Origin of the sequence: Siccirubricoccus phaeus (assembly GCF_008360935.1) — a bacterium.
Lineage (GTDB): Bacteria > Pseudomonadota > Alphaproteobacteria > Acetobacterales > Acetobacteraceae > Siccirubricoccus > Siccirubricoccus phaeus.
Genome location: NZ_SRXO01000001.1, coordinates 419,405 through 437,020, shown reverse-complemented (window position 1 = coordinate 437,020; position 17,616 = coordinate 419,405). Strand labels below are relative to the sequence as shown.

Here is a 17,616-nt window from a genome sequence, read left to right as displayed (position 1 = left end):
GACCGAACAATGAGCTAGAGCGGGGCGGGTGAGCGCAGTTCAACCGATCCCGCTCTAGGCCGGTCGGGGGCTCTACCCCGCCCCCTGCTGGCATGAGGCGGCTGGTTCATCCCACGGGTCCCGGGCACGGACCGCGGTCCGGGGCCAGGTCCTGGCCCCGGCAGGGGTTGGCGGCACGGCCGCCAACGGGCTTCGCCCCTGGCTGCTCAGCGACTCAATGTCGGGTCCAGCCGGTCCCGCAGCCAGTCCCCCAGCGCCGAGACGGAGAAGGTCGTCAGCACGATGACCGCCGCCGGGGAGAGCAGGATCCAGGGCGCCCGCGTCAGGTATTCCCGCCCATATCCCACCATGGAGCCCAGCGAGGTCTCCGGCGGCTGCACCCCCAGCCCGAGGAAGGACAGCCCGCTTTCCAGCAGGATGATCTCCGGAAAGGCGAGCGTCATCGAGACGATCAGGGTCGAGGCAATGTTCGGCAGCACGTGCCGCCCGTAGATCCGCCAGGGCGAGGCGCCGAGCTGCCTGACCGCCGCCGCATAGCCCTGCGCCCCGGCCGAGATCGCCAGCCCGCGCGCGATCCGGGCATAGCGTTCCCAGGCATGCAGCCCCAGCAGCGCGACGAAGAGCGGCAGGGAATTGCCGAAGAAGGCCAGCACGGCGAGCGCCAGGATCAGGAAGGGCAGGCTTGCCGAGAAATCCACCAGCGCCAGCACCACCTGCTCCACCAGCCCGCGGAAATGCGCCGCGAGGAAGCCGAGGCTGGTGCCGAGCACGGCGCCGATGATGGTGGCGCCGAAGGCGATCAGCAGGCTCATCCGGATGGAATAGATCAGGCGGGAAAGCACGTCCCGGCCCAGCTCATCCGTGCCCAGCGCGTGCAGGAAAGAGCCGCCCAGCCCGATGGGTGGCGACAGGCGGTTGCGCAGATCGAGCGCCGTATAGGCGTAGGGCGCGATGACATCCGCCAGCAGCGCGGTGCCGAGCATCAGCGCCAGCCAGAGCAGGGCGAAGCGGATCAGCAGCGGCAGGCGGCGGCGCGGCGCGGAAGGCGCGCCGGCGAGGCTGGCGGGGAGCGCGGCGTCGGACATGCTCAGGCCCCCCTCGCCTGGCTGCGCAGCCGGGGGTCCAGCGCGCCGTACAGCAGATCCACCACCAGGTTGGCCGTCACCATGGTGCCGGCGACCAGCAGCAGCACGCATTGCACCACGGCGAGGTCGCGGTTCGCCACCGCCACCACCAGCAGCCGGCCGACGCCGGGCCAGGAGAAGACGCTCTCCACCACCACCGCGCCCGCGATCAGGCTGCCGACCATGAAGCCGATGATGGTGACGGTCGGGATGGCGGCGTTGGGCAGCGCATGGCCCCAGACCACCGCCCGCCAGGGCACGCCCTTGGCGGAGGCGGTCCGGATATAGGGCTGGCCCAGCACCTCCAGCATCGCGCTGCGGGTGAAGCGTGCCAGCACCGCCGCCCCGCCGATGCCGAGGGTGAGGATGGGCAGCACCGCATGCCGCCAACTCTCCTGCCCGCCCGAGGGCAGCCAGCCGAGCTGCACGGCGAAGACCAGCACCAGCAGCAGGCCGAGCACGAAAGAGGGCACGGTGAAGCCGGCGACGGCCAGCACCATCACCGCCCGATCGATCGGGGAATTGCGGTGCAAGGCCGCGGTGATGCCAGCCGGGATGCCGATGCAGAGCTTTATGAGCAGCGCCGGGATGGTCAGTGCCAGCGTTGCCGGGATGCGTTCCGCGACGAGTGCGATGGCATCGCGGCCATCCCGCATCGAACGGCCAAGGTCGCCGCCGATGATGGCGCCGAAATAGCGCAGATACTGCATCCAGATCGGATCATCGAGGCCCCAGGCGCGGCGGAAGGCCTCCACCGCCTCGGGCGGCGCATCGGCGCCCATGATGATCTGCGCGGGATCGCCGGAGAGGCGCAGCACCACGAAGGCGAAGGTGACGACCAGCACCACGGTGACGGCGGCGCGCAGCAGGCGGGTGGCGAGGAAGCGCAGCATCTCAGGCCGCCCTGACCGGGGCGAGGGAGCTCTCCCCCCAATTATGGTTCCGACCGCCGGCGGGCGTCTCGCCATGCGCCACATGGCAGGCGACGCGGCGGCCATCGGCGAGGCGCGGCTTCAGCACCGGATCATCCGTCTGGCAGCGGGCGATGGCCAGGGCGCAGCGCGGGTGGAAGGCGCAGCCGCTGGGCCTGTCCGCCGGGTTGGGCGGGTCGCCCTGCAGCAGGATGCGCTGCTGCCGGCGCCCCGGATGCGGAATGGCGGAGACCAGCGCCTGCGCATAGGGGTGGGCCGGCGCGTGCAGCACCGCATCCGGCTCCCCCTCCTCCACGATGCGGCCGAGATACATCACCGCCACGCGGTGGCTGACCTGCCGCACCGCCCGCAGGTCGTGGCTGATGAACAGCACCGCCATGCCGTGGCGCGCCTGCAATTCCACCAGCAGGTTCATCACCTGGGCCTGGATGGAGACGTCGAGGGCGCTGATCGGCTCGTCGCAGACCAGCAGCGCCGGGTCGGTGGCCAAGGCGCGGGCCAGCACGGCGCGCTGGCGCTGGCCGCCGGAGAGCTCATGCGGGTAGCGCGCCGCCTGGTCGGGGCGGAGGCCGACATCCTGCAGCAGCGAGGCCAGCTTCGCCGGGCGGTCGCCGATGTGGTGGATCTCCAGCGGCTCGGTGATCTGGGCGCCGACCGGCATGCGGCGGTCCAGCGCGCCCAGCGGGTCCTGGAAGACCAGCTGCATGCGCGCCCGCATGGCGCGCCAGGCGGGGCTGCCGGGGGGCGGCATGGGCTGGCCATCCACGCTGACCTGGCCGGCATCCGGCGTCTCCAGCCCCAGCACCAGCCGGCCGGTGGTGGATTTGCCGCAGCCGCTTTCGCCGACCAGGCCGAGGGTGCGGCCGCGCTCCAGGGTGAGGGAGACGCCATCGACAGCCCGCACCTCGGCCGGGCGGCCGAACACCCCGCGGCGCATCCAGTAGCGGCGGACCAGGTTCTCCGCCTGCAGCAGGGGGGCGGACCTCATGCCGGCACCATGGCGGGGGCGGCGCGCAGGCAGGCGGCGCTATGGCCCTCGGCGAGCGGGACAGGCGCCGGGGTTGTGGCGCCGCAATCCGGGCCGGCCTGGGCGCAGCGCGGGGCGAAGGCGCAGCCTTGCGGCATAGCCCAGGGCTCGGGCACCGCGCCGGGGATGGCGAGCAGCGGGCGGCGCTCGCCCTCGAAGGGCGGCAGGGCGCCGAGCAGGCCCTGCGTATAGGGGTGGGAGGGCGCGGCGAAGAGGCGCTCGGTGGCGGCCGTCTCCACGATGCGCCCGGCATACATCACCGCGACCCGGGCGCAGGTCTCCGCCACCACGCCGAGATCATGCGAGATCAGCACCAGGGCCATCCCAATCTCCCGCCGCAGCCGGCCGAGCAATTCGAGGATCTGCGCCTGGATGGTCACGTCGAGGGCAGTGGTGGGCTCGTCGGCCACCAGCAATTCGGGGCGCCCGGCCAGGGCCATGGCGATCATCACGCGCTGGTTCTGCCCGCCGGAAAGCTCATGCGGATAGGCGTCCAGCCGCCGCGCCGCATCCGGGATGCCGACCTGGTCCAGCAGCCGCTTGGCCTCCGCCCGCGCTGCGGTGCCGCGCAAGCCCTGATGCAGCGCCAGCCCTTCCATGATCTGGGCGCCGATGCGGTGCACCGGGTTCAGGCTGCTGGCGGGGTCCTGGAAGATCATCGCGATGCGCCGGCCGCGGATTTTTTCCAGCGTGGCGGGCGGCGCGCCGAGAATATCCTGCCCCTCCAGCCGCACGCTGCCGCCCAGCATGGCCTGCCCAGGCAGCAGGCCGAGCGCGGCCAGCCAGGTGACGGATTTGCCGCAGCCGCTCTCCCCCACCAGGCCGAGGGATTCGCCCGGCGCGACATCCAGATCGATGCCGCGCAGCGCCGGCGCCCCAGCGAAGGCGACGGTCAGGCCACGAATGGCGACGAGCGGCGCCCCCATGCCTCAGCCCGCCCAATTCCGCCGGCGGAAATCCATGACGAAGCTCTGCCCCGCCCGCCAGCGCAAATCCCGCCGCTTGGCGGTGAGATTCACCGATTGGTGCAGCACGGTATAGGCGGGGTCCTCCCGCTCCGCGATCTCCAGCATGCGGCGGAAGGTGGTACGGCGCTGCGCCGGGTCGGTGCCCTGTTCCAGCACCTGGGAGAGGCGGCCGAATTCCTCGTTGCGCCACTCGCCGATCTGCCATTGCTGGCCATCCGGCCCGTGCTGCGCGGTCAGCGAGGAGACGGGATCGTTGAAGGAGGCGCTGTTGGACCAATCCCTGACGCCGCGCTGCCCCTCCCGCGAGAGCACCTGCGGGAAATTCTCCCGCATCTCGATCACGACGTTCAGCCCGACGGCGCGCCAGCCCTCCACCAGCACCTGGGCGGTGGGAAGCTGGTTGGTGTAGTAGCCGGCGAGCAGCCGGTAGGGGATCGGGTCGCCCTTGTAGCCCGCCTGGCGCAGCAGCCGCTTCGCCTCATTCGGGTCGAAGCGCGGCACCGCCCAGTCGGCGTGCAGCATCGAGCCGTAGAAGTCGAATTGCAGCCCGCGCGGCACCGGCGCGCGGCCGCCCCAGAGTGCCGCCACGATCGCTTCGCGGTCGATCGCATGGGTGAAGGCGCGGCGCACCAGCGGGTTGGCAAGCTGCGGATGCGTCTTGTCGAACACCGTCAGCCGGTGGTTCATGATCGGGCCGCCGACTACCTCATGGCGGGCGCTGCGGGCGATGCCGTCGATCTGGTCCGGCGGCATGTCGCAGGCGAAATCCGCCTCGCCGGAGAGCAGCGCGTTGATCCGGCTCGCCACCTCCGGCACTTCCAGGAAACGCAGCCGCTTCACCGGCGGGGCGCCGCCCCAGTAGTCGTCGAAGGCTTCCAGCACCAGCGACTGGTCGGGGCGGAATTCGGCGACGCGGAAGGGGCCGGTGCCGATCGGGCGGCGCGACCAGTCGAGCCAGCTCGGCGCGGCCTCGAACGCGGCGCGGGAGAGGATCATGCCGGTGTTGCGGCTGATGCGGCCCTCCATGGCGAGGTCCGGCGTGCGGTTGACGAAGCGCACGGTGCGCGAGTCGATGACCTCGACCCGCTCCAGCGCCGGATAGGTGCGGCGGGCGACGGCCAGGGCCTCGGGCGGCGGGGTGCGGCCGCGGGACTGGCCGGGCACGCTGCCGAAGAGGTTGCGCGCCTGATCGAGCGTCAGCCCCCAGCCCATGCGCTCGGGCCCGAAGGAGAAGGCGACATCCTCGGCCGTCATCACGTGGCCGTCGTGAAAGCGCACGCCCTCCCGCAGCGTCAGCTCCAGGGTGCGTTCGTCGATGCGGCGCCATGCGGTGGCGAGCGCCGGGCGCAGCGTCAGGTCGTCCCACCAATCCTGCTCGATCAGCGTCTCGGCGATGCTGAACCAGGTGCGGCTGCCGACATTGGACTGCTCGCGCAGCGTCTCCAGCGTGTTGGTGTTGCTGATCTTCTGCACCGCGATGGTGACGACCGGGCGCGAATCCGCCTGAGCGATGGCGAAGCGCGGTAGCGCCGGGGCGGCGAGCGCCGCCCCCAGCAGCGAGCGACGGCGGAACGCCACCTCAGGCGCCCCAGTTATTGGCACGGAAATCCATGGCGAAGGCCGGTGCCGCCTTCCAGCGGATCTCCTTGCGCTTCGCCGTGAAGGTCGCGTTCTGGTGCAGCACGGTATAGGCGGGGTCCTCGCGTTCGGCGATTTCCAGCATGCGGCGGAAGACGGCGCGGCGGCGGGCGCGGTCCGTGCTGGTTTCCAGCTCCACGGAAAGCTGGTTGAACTCGGCGTTCTCGTACTCGCCCACCTGCTGCTGCTGGCCATTCGGCCCGTGCTGATTCACCAGCGACGAGACCGGGTCGCTGTAGAGGCCGCTGTTCGACCAGTCGCGCACCGCGCGGGTCGGGCTGCGCTCCAGGATCTGCGACCAATTCTCCTTCATCTCGATCTGCACGTTCAGCCCGGCGGCGCGCCACATTTCTACAAGTACCTGCGCGGTGGGCGTCTGATTCGTGTAGTAGTTGTTCAGCAGGCGGTAGGGGATGGGTTCGCCCTTGTAGCCCGCCTCGCGCAGCAGGCGACGCGCCTCGGCGACATCGTATTTCGGCACTTCCCAATCGGCCTGGAACATCTCGCCGTAGAACTCCCATTGCAGGCCGCGCGGGATGGTGGTGCGGCCGGCCCAGAGGCTCTCGACGATCGCCTGGCGGTCGATGGCATGGGTGAAGGCGCGGCGCACCAGCGGGTTGCGCAGCACCGCATGGGTCTTGTCGAACACCGTCAGCCGGTGATTGGGGATCGTCCCGCCCTGCACCTCGAAGGCACGGTTGCGCTCGATGCCGGTGATCTGGTCGGGCGGGATGTCGCAGGCGAAGTGGTATTCGCCGGAGAGCAGCCCGTTGATGCGGGAGGCCACTTCCGGGACTTCCACGAAGCGGAGCTGCTTCAGCGGCGGGCGGCCGGCCCAATAGGAATCATGCGCCACCAGGGTCAGCGAGGTGTCGGGGCGGAATTCCGCGACCATGTAGGGGCCGGTGGTGACGGGCTTGCGCCCCCAATCCAGCCAGGTGGCGGCCTCGGCGAAGCCGCGGCGGCTGTGGATTTCCGCGCCGTAGCGGGCCATGCGGCCTTCCAGCGTCACGTCCGGCGTGCGGTTCACCCAGCGCAGCGTGTACTTGTCCACCACCTCGATGCGCTCGAAGCCCGGGAAGCTGCGATTGGCGACGGCCGGCACCTCGATCGGCAGTTCGCGGCCGGCGCGGGCGGGGTTCACCTCGCCGACGCGGATCGTGCCGCTGCTGTTCGGGCCCTGCGGGCCGAACATGCGGTCATTGCCGAAGGAGGCGGCGACATCCTCGGCGGTCAGCTCGTCGCCATTGTGGAAGCGCACGCCCTCGCGGAGCTTCACCTCCACGATGCTGTCGCTGATCCGCCTCACCTCGGTGGCGAGCACCGGAATCGTCTGGAGCTGGCGGGAATAGTCCCGCCCCAGCAGCCCTTCCCAGATGGAGGTCAGCAGCACCCGCTCCCCCACATTGGACTGCTCGCGCAGCGGCTCCAGCGTGTTGGTGTTGCTGATCTTCTGCACCGCGACGGTGATGGAGGGCCGGTTGTCGGCCTGGCCGATGGCGAAGCGTGGCAGGGCGCCGGCGGCGAGGCCGGCGCCGGCCAGCAGGGTGCGGCGGTTGATCATGCGGTGGCTCCTTCCCGGGGGGCGGTGCGGTCCTCGAGGCCCTCCGGCGTCGCGCGGAAGCCGGTCAGGGTGCGTTCGGCATGCCGCAGCCGCCAGGAGAGGGCGCGCTGCGCATACTCCTTCACCAGCCCGGCATGGGCCGGGCTTTCGGCCAGGTTCTCGAATTGGTGGGGGTCGCGTTCGAGATCGAAGAACAGCGGCGGCAGCGCGGCGAAATGCACGTATTTGTATCGCGCATCCTGGATCACGCAGAGGCTGCAGGCATCCATCGGCAGCCGCAGCGCGCTCTCGGGCTGCGAGTAGAAGACGTCGCGGAAGTCGTATTCGTAATGCAGCGCGTCGCGCCAGCCTTGCGGCGCGCCGCCGCGGACCAGCGGCAGCAGGGAATGCCCATCCACCGCGCGCGGAATCTCGCCGCCTAGCCAGTCCAGGATGGTCGGCATGATGTCGATGCTCTCGGTGAAGGCCCGTTCCACCGCGCCCGCCCGCGCCGGCGCCCCTGCCTCCTTCACCACCAGCGGAATGCGGAAGCTTTCGTCGAAATAGCCGATCTTGCCGAGCAGCCAATGGTCGCCGAGCTGTTCGCCATGATCGGAGGTGAACACCACCATGGTGTCCTGCCACTGCCCTGTCTCATCCAGCCAGGCGAAGACCCGGCCGAGATTGTCGTCGATCTCCTGCATCAGCCCGCAATAGGTGGCGCGCATCTGGCGGATGGAGGCCTCGTCCAGCGCCGTCGCCGCGCCGTCCGCGCCATGGAAGAAACTGCCCTGGCCGATACCGTGCAGGTAGAACTCCAGCAGCGGATGCTGCTTCGCCTCCGCCTGCCAGCTCGGCTGCCGCACCGGCGCCGGCATCTCCGCCGGGCTGTAGGCGGCGTGGTAGGGCGCCGGCGCGATGAAGGGCGGGTGCGGCCGGTAATAGCCGAGATGCAGGAACCAGGGCTTGTCGCCGACGCCCTTGAGGTAGGTCAGCGCCCGTTCGGTGAAGTAGGCGGTGTCGGACAGCGCGGCCGGAATCCGGCAGGGCCGGTTGGTCACGCCCGGCACCGTATCCTCGCCTTCCGGCAGCCAGATATCCTCGCGCCGCGCCGGCAGCGGGTAGCCGGAATGCGCCAGCCAGCCGAAATACCCGTCCATCGTCGGCTCGAAGGCGCCGACGCTGCGGAATCCCTCCATCAGATCGCCCAGCGAGGTGAAGCGCGGATCGCGCGGGAAGGTGCTGCGCGGGTCGGGCGTGGTGGTGGTGTAGCCGATCAGCGCCGGGTCATAGCCGATGCGGCGCAGCGCCTTGCCCAGATTCATGTGGCGCGCATCCAGCGGCACGGTGTTCTGCACCGCCCGGTGGTTCATCAGGTAAAGCCCCGTCAGCAGCGAGGCGCGCGCCGGGCCGCAGGGCACGGTGGTGGTGACGTGGTTGGCGAAGGTCACGCCCTCCCGCGCCAGCCGCGCCAGATTCGGCAGGCGGAGGAATTCCGCGCCCAGCCAGGGCAGGAAATCCGCCCGCCACTGATCGACCACGATCAGCAGAACATTCCGCCGCTGCCCCATGCGCCATGCCGCCCCTGATGGACGGGGCCGCGATAGCCGCCTTTTGCCGAAGATTATGTGACGGAATCGCGTCCATTGCGTGACACTCTGCTCGGCGCATTGCCATGCAAGCGCCACGCATCCGTCATCGGACCGCAATGCAACTTCCCTATCCCCAGCTCCGATCGCGCATAGCAGGGGCCCGCATGTTCACTCTCGCCCAATTCTCGGACACGCATCTCGGCGCCCCGACCCCGCTCTTCCGCGGGAATTTCGAGCGCCTGGCAGCGGCGCTGGCCACCAGCCCGCCGGACGTGCTGGTGGCGAGCGGCGATGTCTCCCTGGACGGCGCGGACCGCGAGGCGGATTTCGCCCTCACCGCGGACTGCTATCGCCGCCTGCCCGGCAAGGTGCTCTGCGTGCCCGGCAACCATGACGTGGGCGACCACCCGGACCGCGCGCCGCGCCAGCCGGTGAATGCCGAACGCCTGGCGCGGTTCCGCCATTACATGGGCGAGGATGTCTGGGCGATGGACCGCGAGGGCTGGCGCCTGCTCGGCCTGAACAGCCAGGTGATGGGCAGCGGCTTGCCGGAGGAAGCGGCACAGCTCGATTTCATCGCGGCGCAGCTCGACTCGCTCGGCGACCGGCTTCTGGCGGTTTTCCTGCACAAGCCCTTCTTCATCGCCGACCCCGCCGACCCGATCTTCGACTACTGGTCGGTGCCGCCCTTCGCCCGGGCCGCGCTGGCGCCGCTCTATGAGCATAAGGCGCTGCGCCTGATCGGCTCCGGCCATCTGCACCTGCACCATGCGCAGCGGCGGGGCGCCGCGACGCTGGCCTGGGCCCCCTCCGTCGCCTTCATCGTGGCGCCGGAGGAGCAGCCGGACCTGCCCGGCGAGCGCCCCTGCGGCTGGCTGCTGCACCGCTTCGGCCCGGATGCGGTGGAGACGGAGCTGGTGGCGCCGGCAGGCATGGAGCGCCCGCATATCCATGAGGTGCGGGAGGAGGCCTATCCCAGCTCCCCGCTGCTGGCCAAGGCCGGCTGAGGCGGGCATGGCCGGCATCGCGATCGAGGGCATCCGCAAGAGTTTCGGCGCCACCCAGGTGCTGAAGGCGGTCTCGCTGCAATTGCGGCAGGGGGAATTCCTCTCGCTGGTCGGCCCCTCCGGCTGCGGCAAGACCACGCTGCTGCGCATCATCGCCGGGCTGAAGACGGCGGATTCCGGCGCCATCCACATCGCCGGGCGGGAGGTGACGCGGCTGCGGGCGGCGGATCGCGACATCGCCATGGTGTTCCAGAATTACGCGCTCTATCCGCATCTGACGGTCGCCGAGAATCTCGCCGTGCCGCTGGTGATGCGGGCGCTGACGCCCTGGCAGCGCCTGCCCTTGCTCGGCCGCCTCGCCCCGGGCACGGCGGCGCGGCGGCGGGAGATCGCGGCGCGGGTGCAGGCGGCGGCGGAGATGCTGCGCATCGGGCATCTGCTGGATCGCCGCCCGGTGCAGCTTTCCGGCGGTCAGCGGCAGCGCGTGGCGCTGGGCCGTGCCCTGGTGCGCCAGCCCAGCGCCTTCCTGATGGATGAGCCGCTCTCGAACCTCGATGCCGAGCTGCGCGCCAGCACCCGGCGGGAGATTGTCGAGCTGCATCGCGCCGCGGGGGTGACCACCGTCTATGTCACGCATGACCAGGTCGAGGCGATGACCATGTCCGACCGGGTCGCGGTGATGATGGGGGGCGAGGTGCTGCAGCTCGGCACCCCACGGGAGGTGTATGAGGAGCCGGCGGAGCTGCGCGTCGCCGCTTTCCTCGGCAGCCCGCGCATCAACACGCTGAAGGTGGCGGCGGCGCCGGATGGGTTGCGGTTGGGTCCGGTGACGCTGCCCTTGCAGGCCGCGGCGGCGCCCGGCACGCGGCTGACCCTGGGGCTGCGGCCGGAAGCCTTCGCCCTGGCCGGCGAGGGGCTGGCGGCGCGGGTCGAGCACCTGGAATTCCTCGGCGCCGAGCTGCTGCTGCATGGCAGGCTGGCGGCGGATGAGTCGCCGATCATCGCCCGGCTGCCGCAGGCGGAGACGGCGGGGCTGGCCATCGGCGCCCAGGTAGCGCTGGCGGTGGAGTGGCGCGCCGCCCTCCTGTTCGACGCCGAGGGCAAGCGCCTCCGCCTTGCCCCGCAGCGCGAGGCGGCGCATGCCTGAAGCACCCCTCCCCCGCTTTGCCGCCCCGCCGCCGGCCCGCTTCGCGCTGTCCGAGGCGGCGGCGGCCTGGCTGCTCTCCGCGCCCGCGATGCTCTCGCTCTTCCTGCTGCTGCTCGGGCCGAGCCTGGCCCTCATCGCCCTCTCCTTCACCGACTGGGAGCTGGGGGCGGGTGGCCTCACCTGGATCGGCCTCGGCAATTACGCGGAGCTGCTGGAGGACCGCACCTTTCTCGCCGCCCTGCGCAACACCCTGCTTTACGTCGCCCTGGTGATGCCGAGCTCCATCGGACTCGGCCTGCTCATCGCCCTGCTGGTGGAGGGCGGCAAGCGGCTGCGCGCCACCTTCCGCGCCATCTACTTCCTGCCGGTGGTCTCGCTGCTCGTCGCCATGGCGACCGCCTGGCAATACCTGCTGCACCCCACCATCGGCCCGGTGAACCGGCTGCTCGCGCTGTTCGGCGTGGCGCCGATCAACTGGCTCGGTTCCTCGGACTGGGTGCTGCTCTCCCTTTGCGCCATCGGTCTTTGGGAGAATCTCGGCTATGTCGTCGTGCTCTTCATGGCCGGCCTCACCGCCATCCCGTCCGAGCTCTACGCCGCGGCGGAGATGGATGGCGCCCGCTCGCCCTGGGCACGGTTCCGCCTCGTCACCTGGCCCTTGCTCGGCCCCACCACCCTCTTCGTCGTCACCATCACCGCCATACGCTGCCTCCGCGTCTTCGACACGGTGGCGGCGCTGACCGATGGCGGGCCGAACAACGCCTCCGAAGTGCTGCTGCATGTGATGTACAAGGAGGGCTTCACCTATTTCCGCATCGGCTATTCCGCCGCCATCACCGCCGTCTTCCTGGCCGTGGTGCTGGCGCTAATGCTGATCCAGACCCGCATTCTCGACCGCCGGATCCACTACGCATGAGGCCGGGCCGCGACCCCGGCCTGCTGGCCGATCTGCCGCGCCTGGCGGTGCTGGGCCTCGGCGCCGTCATCATCCTCGCGCCCTATCTCTGGATGCTCTCCGCCTCGTTGAAGCCGGGCAGCGAGATCTTCAGCGATAGCCTCTCCCTGCTGCCGCAGCGCCTCTATGCCTGGGAAAATTTCTCCAAGGCCTTCCGCGAGGTGCCGCTGCTGCGCTTCCTGCTGAACGGCGTGCTGGTCTGCGCGGTGATCCTGTTCTTCCAGCTCCTCTTCGCCGTGCCCTGCGCCTATGCCCTGGCCAAGCTCCGCTTCCGCGGGCGGGAGACGATCTTCGCCCTGGTGCTGGCGGGGCTGCTGATCCCGGCGCATGTGCCAGCCCTGCCGATCTATGCCGGCCTCGCCGCCACCGGCCTGCTGGACAGCTACACCGCGCTCGTCGCGCCCTTCGTCATTTCCGTCTTCGGCATCTTCATGTTCCGCCAGGCCTTCCGCAGCCTGCCGGAGGAGCTGATCCACGCCGCCCGCATCGACGGCATGGGGGAGATGAGCATCGTCTGGCGCGTGGTGCTGCCCAATGCCTGGCCCACCGCCACGGCCTTCGCCACCTTCTCCATCGTCGCCCATTGGAACGACCTGTTCTGGCCGCTGGTGGTGGTGCAGCACGAAGCGCTGGCGACGCCGGCGCTCGGCGTCCTGTTCTTCCGCGCCGAGGAGGCGGGCAACGATGTCGGCGCGCTGATGGCCGCCAGCGTCGTCGTCACCGCGCCGATGGTCGCCTTTTTCCTCGCCGCGCAGCGCCGCTTCATTCAGGGCGTCGCGACCGCCGGCCTCAAGGGCTGAACCCAACACCACGGGGAGATTTCACCCATGCTGTCCACCACGCGCCGCACGACACTCGGGCTGGGCCTCGCGGCCCTGGCCCGCCCCGCCCTCGCCCAATCCGGCGTGGAGCTGGTGGTGCACTACCCCATGCCCGCCTTCTTCAAGGATGTGATGGAGAAGGTCGCCACCGAGTTCCAGGAGGCCAATCCCGGCATCCGCATCCGCTACCCCGCCCCCTCCCCCAATTACGAGGAAGGCGTGCAGACCGTGCTGCGTCAGGCCGTCGCGGGCGGGCTGCCGGATGTCAGCTTCCAGGGCCTCAACCGGCTGCGCGTGCTGACGGAGCGGCGCCTGCCGGTCGATCTCACCCCCTGGCTGGAGAAGGATGGCGGCCCGGATGCGCGCGGCTGGTCGGCGCCGGTGCGCGGGCTGGCGCGCTTCGGCGGCATCCAGGCGGGGCTGGCCTTCGCCGCTTCCAACCCGGTGGTCTATTACAATCTGAACCTGGTGCGCCGCGCCGGCGGCGACCCGGACAACCTGCCGACGAAATGGGACGATCTGCTGGCGCTCTCCGGCCGCATCGCCGCGCTGGGCGAGGGCATCAGCGGCATGCATTTCCGCTGGGCCGGCGACGACTGGATGTTCTCCGCTTTGCTCTATGGCTATGGCGGCCGGATGCTGACGGAGGATGAGAAGGACATCGCCTTCAACGGGCCGGAGGGCCAGGCGGCGATGCGTCTGCTCGACCGCATGGTGAAGGAAGGCAAGATGCAGCCGCTGACGGTGGATGCCGCGCTGCAGGCCTTCTATGCCGGCAAGCTCGGCATCTTCTCCGGCACCACCGCCTATATCGGCAGCATGCTGCGCAGCATCGGCCCGGGGGTGGAGCTGCGCACGACGAAGATGCCGGTCATCGATGCCGAGAAGGGCCGGCTGCCGACCGGGGGCAATGCCGCGGTGATGCTGACGAAGGATCCGGCGCGCCAGGAGGCGGCGTGGAAATTCATCGCTTTCGCCGCCGGCCCGCGCGGCCAGAGCATCATGACGCAGGGCACGGGCTATGTCCCTTCCAACACCCTGGCGCCCACCGATGAACGCTATCTCGGCGCCTTCTACCGGGAGAATCCGCTGTTCCGCCCGGCCATGGAGCAGCTTCCCATTTCCCAGCCCTGGTATGCCTTCCCCGGCACCAATGGCGTGCGCATCACGGACACCATCGTGAACAACCTCGCCCGGGTGGTGGAGCAGCGGGCGACGCCCGAGGCGGCGCTGGCCGACATGGCGCAGGAGGTGAAGCGGCTGCTGCCGCGCTGAAGCTTCGCGGGCGCGCCTTGCGGCGCGACCCTCTCGACTCTTCCCCACCAAGAGGCCGGTTCGAGGGCAGGTTAAGCCCTCGGGCCCAGGACTCATGGTTTCCAAAGGCCCTTCGGCCTTTGGTAGGGGGAGCCCGAGGGGGGCGAAGCCCCTCTCGGAAAGCCCGGCGCCCTGCGCATGGCAGCCTCGGCGCGGATCGCGTTTGCCGCGCGGCCCTTCCCGCTGGTCGGATGCCAGTATGCCAGTCGCCCTCCTCGCCGCCGCTGCTGCCTCCATCAGCCTCGCGCTCGGGGTGCGGCAGACTTTCGGTCTCTTCCTGCTGCCCCTGGCGCAGGAAGCCGCGCTGCCCCCCACCGTGCTCGGCCTCGCCGTCGCGCTGCACAACCTGGTCTGGGGCCTGGCCCAGCCCGTCACCGGCGCCCTGGCGGACCGCTACGGCGCCGGCCGCGTCATCGCCGGCGGCGCGGTCTTCTACCTGGCCGGCCTCGCCCTGCCCGCCCTGCTGCCGGTGCCCTGGGCGGTGCTGCTCGGCATCGGCCTCTTCACCGGCATCGGCGTCTCCTGCTGCGGCACCGGCGCGGCGCTCGCCGCCATCGGCCGTGCCGCCCCGCCGGAGCGGCGCGGCGAGCTGATCGGCCTCGCCTCCGCCGGCGGCTCGCTCGGCCAGGCGGCCATGGTGCCGCTGGCGCAATCCCTCATCGGCTGGGTCGGTGCCGCCGCCAGCCTCGGCGTGCTGGGCCTGACCATGCTGGTCATCCTGCCCATCGCCCGCACCATCGAGTGGCGCCCGCCGCCCGCCCGCCCCGGCGCCGCCGCCACCGGCCTGGCCGGCCTGCCCGCCCTGGCTCGCCAGGCGCTGTCCGACCGCGGCTATTTCCTGCTCACCCTCGGCTTCTTCGCCTGCGGCTTCCAGCTCGCCTTCCTGACGATGCACCTGCCCAGCCACCTGCAGCTCTGTGGCCTGCCGGCGAGCCTCGGCGCCACTGCGCTGATGACGGTCGGCCTGTTCAACATCCCCGGAAGCTGGCTGTGCGGCCGCGTCAGCAATGTCATGCGGCCGGAGCTGGCGCTGGGCTGGATCTACCTGGTGCGCAGCGTCGCCATCGCGGTCTTCGCCTATACCGTGCCGACGCCGGTCGGCACCGTGGTCTTCGCCGCGGTGATGGGCTTCGTCTGGCTCGGCTCCATCCCGCTGACCAATGCCGCCATCGCCCGGCGATTCGGCGTCGCCGACCTGGGCGCGCTCTACGGCGTGTGCTTCTTCAGCCACCAGATCGGCGGCTTCCTCGGCGCCGCCGCGGGCGCGCTGCTGCTGGAATTCGCCGGCGACTATACCGCCTTCTGGCCGGTGATGATTCTGGTCGGAGCGGTGGCGGTGGCGGCGAATTGGGCGATTCGCGCGCCCGCCCGCGCGCTGGCCTGAGCCGGCGCCTGGCTAACGGGTAGATGAATACTTCTTCATCTCGCAGCCTCGTGACCTGAAGGGCGCCTTGCCCCGGCCGCGACGGTCCCGCCAAGCCCGCCGGCGGGACCGCGGGCTTTTCGCCCTTTCCACCCCTGGCCCGGCAGGCATTGCCGCGCCGGGCGGCTGCACAAGATTTGTATACCTCGCACTTGCATGACCGATATGTCATCTATTCCCGAAGGCAACGGCTTGCCCTGACGCGCCGCACCACGCCTTCGGTGCGGCGGCGCGCGGCGGAGCCTGCTATGCCTCGAGCAAGGCCGGCCGCGCAGCCCATGCGGGCCGTCCGGGTAACCTGCCACGCCGTCCGAAGGCGCGGGCGGCAAGGGAAACGACAGGGGCGAGGAATGTCCGAACATACCGCAGTCTTGCGCAGCGACTACGAGGTGAAGCCGATGACCCGCGAGGAGCGGAAAGTCATCGTCGCCTCCTCGCTCGGCACCGTCTTCGAATGGTACGACTTCTATTTGTACGGCTCGCTCGCAGCGGTCATCGGCGCGAATTTCTTCAGCCAGTATCCGGAAGGCACGCGCAACATCTTCGCGCTGCTGGCCTTCGCCGCGGGCTTCCTGGTGCGGCCCTTCGGCGCGCTGGTCTTCGGCCGGCTGGGCGATCTGGTCGGGCGCAAATACACCTTCCTCGTCACCATCCTCATCATGGGCAGCTCGACCTTCATCGTCGGCATCCTGCCCACCTCGGAGAGCATCGGCATCCTCGCGCCGGTCATCCTCATCGTGCTGCGCCTGCTGCAGGGCCTTGCCCTCGGCGGCGAATATGGCGGCGCCGCGACCTATGTGGCGGAACATGCGCCGCATGGCCGGCGCGGCTTCTACACCAGCTTCATCCAGATCACCGCGACGGCCGGCCTCTTCCTCTCCCTGCTGGTGATCCTCTTCACCCAGCTCGCGGTGGGCGATGCGGCCTTCCGCGCCTGGGGCTGGCGCATCCCCTTCCTCGTCTCCATCCTGCTGCTCGGCATTTCCGTCTGGATTCGGCTGCAGATGGAGGAAAGCCCGGCCTTCCAGCGCATGAAGGCGGAAGGCACCCATTCCAAGGCGCCGCTGACCGAGGCCTTCGGCCAATGGAAGAATGCGAAGATCGCCCTTCTCGCCCTGCTCGGCCTGGTCATGGGGCAGGCGGTGGTCTGGTACACTGGCCAGTTCTACGCCCTGTTCTTCATGGGCAGCGTGCTGAAGGTGGATGCCTACACCACCAACCTGCTGATCGCCTGGGCGCTGCTGCTCGGCTCCGGCGGCTTCGTGCTGTTCGGCTGGCTCTCGGACAAGATCGGCCGCAAGCCGATCATCCTCGGCGGCTGCCTGCTCGCCGCCATCACCTACATCCCGCTCTTCAAGCTGATGAGCGCGGAGGCCAATCCGGCGCTGCACAAGGCGCATAGCGAGATCTCGGTGCAGGTGCTGGCGGACCGCAGCGGCTGCTCCTTCCAGTTCAACCCAACCGGCACCGCCCGCTTCACCCAGCCCTGCGACGTGGCGAAGGCGGCGCTCGCCCGGCTGTCGGTGAACTACACGGTGGAGGACGCGCCCCCCGGCAGCATCGCCGCGGTGCGCATCCAGGGCGGCACGCCCATCCCGGCCGACAGCCCCAGCTTCGCCGCCGACCTGGCCACGGCGCTGACCACCGCCGGCTATCCGGCCGCCAGCAACCCGACCGTGGTGAAGATGGCGAACCCCTTCGACATCTTCCGCGAGCAGCCGGCAGTGCTGATCGGCATCCTGACGCTGCTCGTCATCTACGTGACCATGGTCTACGGCCCGATCGCCGCGGCGCTGGTCGAGCTGTTCCCGACCCGCATCCGCTACACCTCCATGTCCCTGCCCTACCATATCGGCAATGGCTGGTTCGGCGGGCTGCTGCCGGCGACGAGCTTCGCGATGATCGCCCAGACGGGCGATGTCTATTACGGCCTCTGGTACCCGATCGTCATTGCCGGGGCGACGGTGGTGATCGGCCTGTTTTTCGTGCCCGAGACCAAGGATGTGGACATCTACGCCCAGGACGTGGCGGAGAAGCCGCACGACCGGCCGGCCAGCGCCAGCCTCTAGGCACTCCCCCGCGACGGCGCGCAGCGCCGTCGCGGGGCCCCGATGTTCGCCCCAGG

14 protein-coding genes are annotated in these 17,616 nt (G+C 70.2%); 7 read left to right on the top strand and 7 right to left on the bottom strand.

Going from position 1 to position 17,616, the window contains the following annotated elements:
• Nucleotides 1-206 precede the first annotated feature (206 nt).
• The 7 genes from E5N76_RS01875 to pehA are packed head-to-tail and all read right to left on the bottom strand — an operon-like array spanning nt 207 to nt 8,803.
• Nucleotides 207-1,085 carry an ABC transporter permease gene (locus tag E5N76_RS01875; RefSeq protein ID WP_149535599.1) on the bottom strand — a complete coding sequence of 293 codons (879 nt, stop codon included), beginning with the start codon at nt 1,083-1,085 and terminating at the stop codon, nt 207-209.
• A gap of 2 nt (nt 1,086-1,087) precedes the next feature.
• Entirely contained in the window at nt 1,088-2,017 is a 930-nt protein-coding gene (locus E5N76_RS01870; RefSeq protein WP_149535598.1) for an ABC transporter permease, read from the bottom strand.
• Between the two features lies 1 nt (nt 2,018).
• Nucleotides 2,019-3,044: an ABC transporter ATP-binding protein gene (locus E5N76_RS01865; protein WP_149535597.1), complete on the bottom strand. Its 1,026-nt coding sequence runs from the start codon at nt 3,042-3,044 to the stop codon at nt 2,019-2,021.
• Nucleotides 3,041-4,009: an ABC transporter ATP-binding protein gene (locus tag E5N76_RS01860; protein ID WP_149535596.1), complete on the bottom strand. Its 969-nt coding sequence runs from the start codon at nt 4,007-4,009 to the stop codon at nt 3,041-3,043. Before E5N76_RS01860 ends, E5N76_RS01865 begins: the two co-directional genes overlap by 4 nt.
• Before the next feature lie 3 nt (nt 4,010-4,012).
• On the bottom strand, nt 4,013-5,629 hold the full coding sequence (locus E5N76_RS01855) for an ABC transporter substrate-binding protein (protein ID WP_149535595.1): 1,617 nt from the start codon (nt 5,627-5,629) through the stop codon (nt 4,013-4,015).
• Between the two features lies 1 nt (nt 5,630).
• On the bottom strand, nt 5,631-7,253 hold the full coding sequence (locus E5N76_RS01850) for an ABC transporter substrate-binding protein (protein ID WP_149535594.1): 1,623 nt from the start codon (nt 7,251-7,253) through the stop codon (nt 5,631-5,633).
• Entirely contained in the window at nt 7,250-8,803 is a 1,554-nt protein-coding gene (pehA, locus tag E5N76_RS01845; protein WP_149535593.1) for a phosphoric/sulfuric ester hydrolase PehA, read from the bottom strand. The genes E5N76_RS01850 and pehA overlap by 4 nt, the downstream gene beginning before the upstream one ends.
• A gap of 185 nt (nt 8,804-8,988) precedes the next feature.
• Here pehA and E5N76_RS01840 point away from each other — a divergent pair, with 185 nt between their 5' ends.
• The 7 genes from E5N76_RS01840 to E5N76_RS01810 all read left to right on the top strand — a co-directional run bounded on the left by E5N76_RS01840 (nt 8,989) and on the right by E5N76_RS01810 (nt 17,560).
• The gene (locus E5N76_RS01840) at nt 8,989-9,831 is read left to right on the top strand and encodes a metallophosphoesterase family protein (protein WP_187829914.1); all 843 of its coding nucleotides are present in this window, start codon (nt 8,989-8,991) and stop codon (nt 9,829-9,831) included.
• Nucleotides 9,832-9,838: 7 nt separating this feature from the next.
• Nucleotides 9,839-10,978, top strand: a complete 1,140-nt coding sequence (locus tag E5N76_RS01835) for an ABC transporter ATP-binding protein (protein ID WP_149535591.1) — start codon at nt 9,839-9,841, stop codon at nt 10,976-10,978.
• The gene (locus E5N76_RS01830) at nt 10,971-11,894 is read left to right on the top strand and encodes a carbohydrate ABC transporter permease (protein WP_149535590.1); all 924 of its coding nucleotides are present in this window, start codon (nt 10,971-10,973) and stop codon (nt 11,892-11,894) included. Before E5N76_RS01835 ends, E5N76_RS01830 begins: the two co-directional genes overlap by 8 nt.
• On the top strand, nt 11,891-12,733 hold the full coding sequence (locus E5N76_RS01825) for a carbohydrate ABC transporter permease (RefSeq protein ID WP_149535589.1): 843 nt from the start codon (nt 11,891-11,893) through the stop codon (nt 12,731-12,733). The genes E5N76_RS01830 and E5N76_RS01825 overlap by 4 nt, the downstream gene beginning before the upstream one ends.
• Before the next feature lie 27 nt (nt 12,734-12,760).
• Nucleotides 12,761-14,029, top strand: coding sequence for an ABC transporter substrate-binding protein (locus tag E5N76_RS01820; protein ID WP_149535588.1), 1,269 nt, complete (start codon nt 12,761-12,763; stop codon nt 14,027-14,029).
• Between the two features lie 238 nt (nt 14,030-14,267).
• On the top strand, nt 14,268-15,452 hold the full coding sequence (locus E5N76_RS01815; protein ID WP_187829913.1) for an MFS transporter: 1,185 nt from the start codon (nt 14,268-14,270) through the stop codon (nt 15,450-15,452).
• Between the two features lie 389 nt (nt 15,453-15,841).
• Nucleotides 15,842-17,560, top strand: coding sequence for an MFS transporter (locus tag E5N76_RS01810; protein WP_235907535.1), 1,719 nt, complete (start codon nt 15,842-15,844; stop codon nt 17,558-17,560).
• Nucleotides 17,561-17,616: the final 56 nt, after the last annotated feature.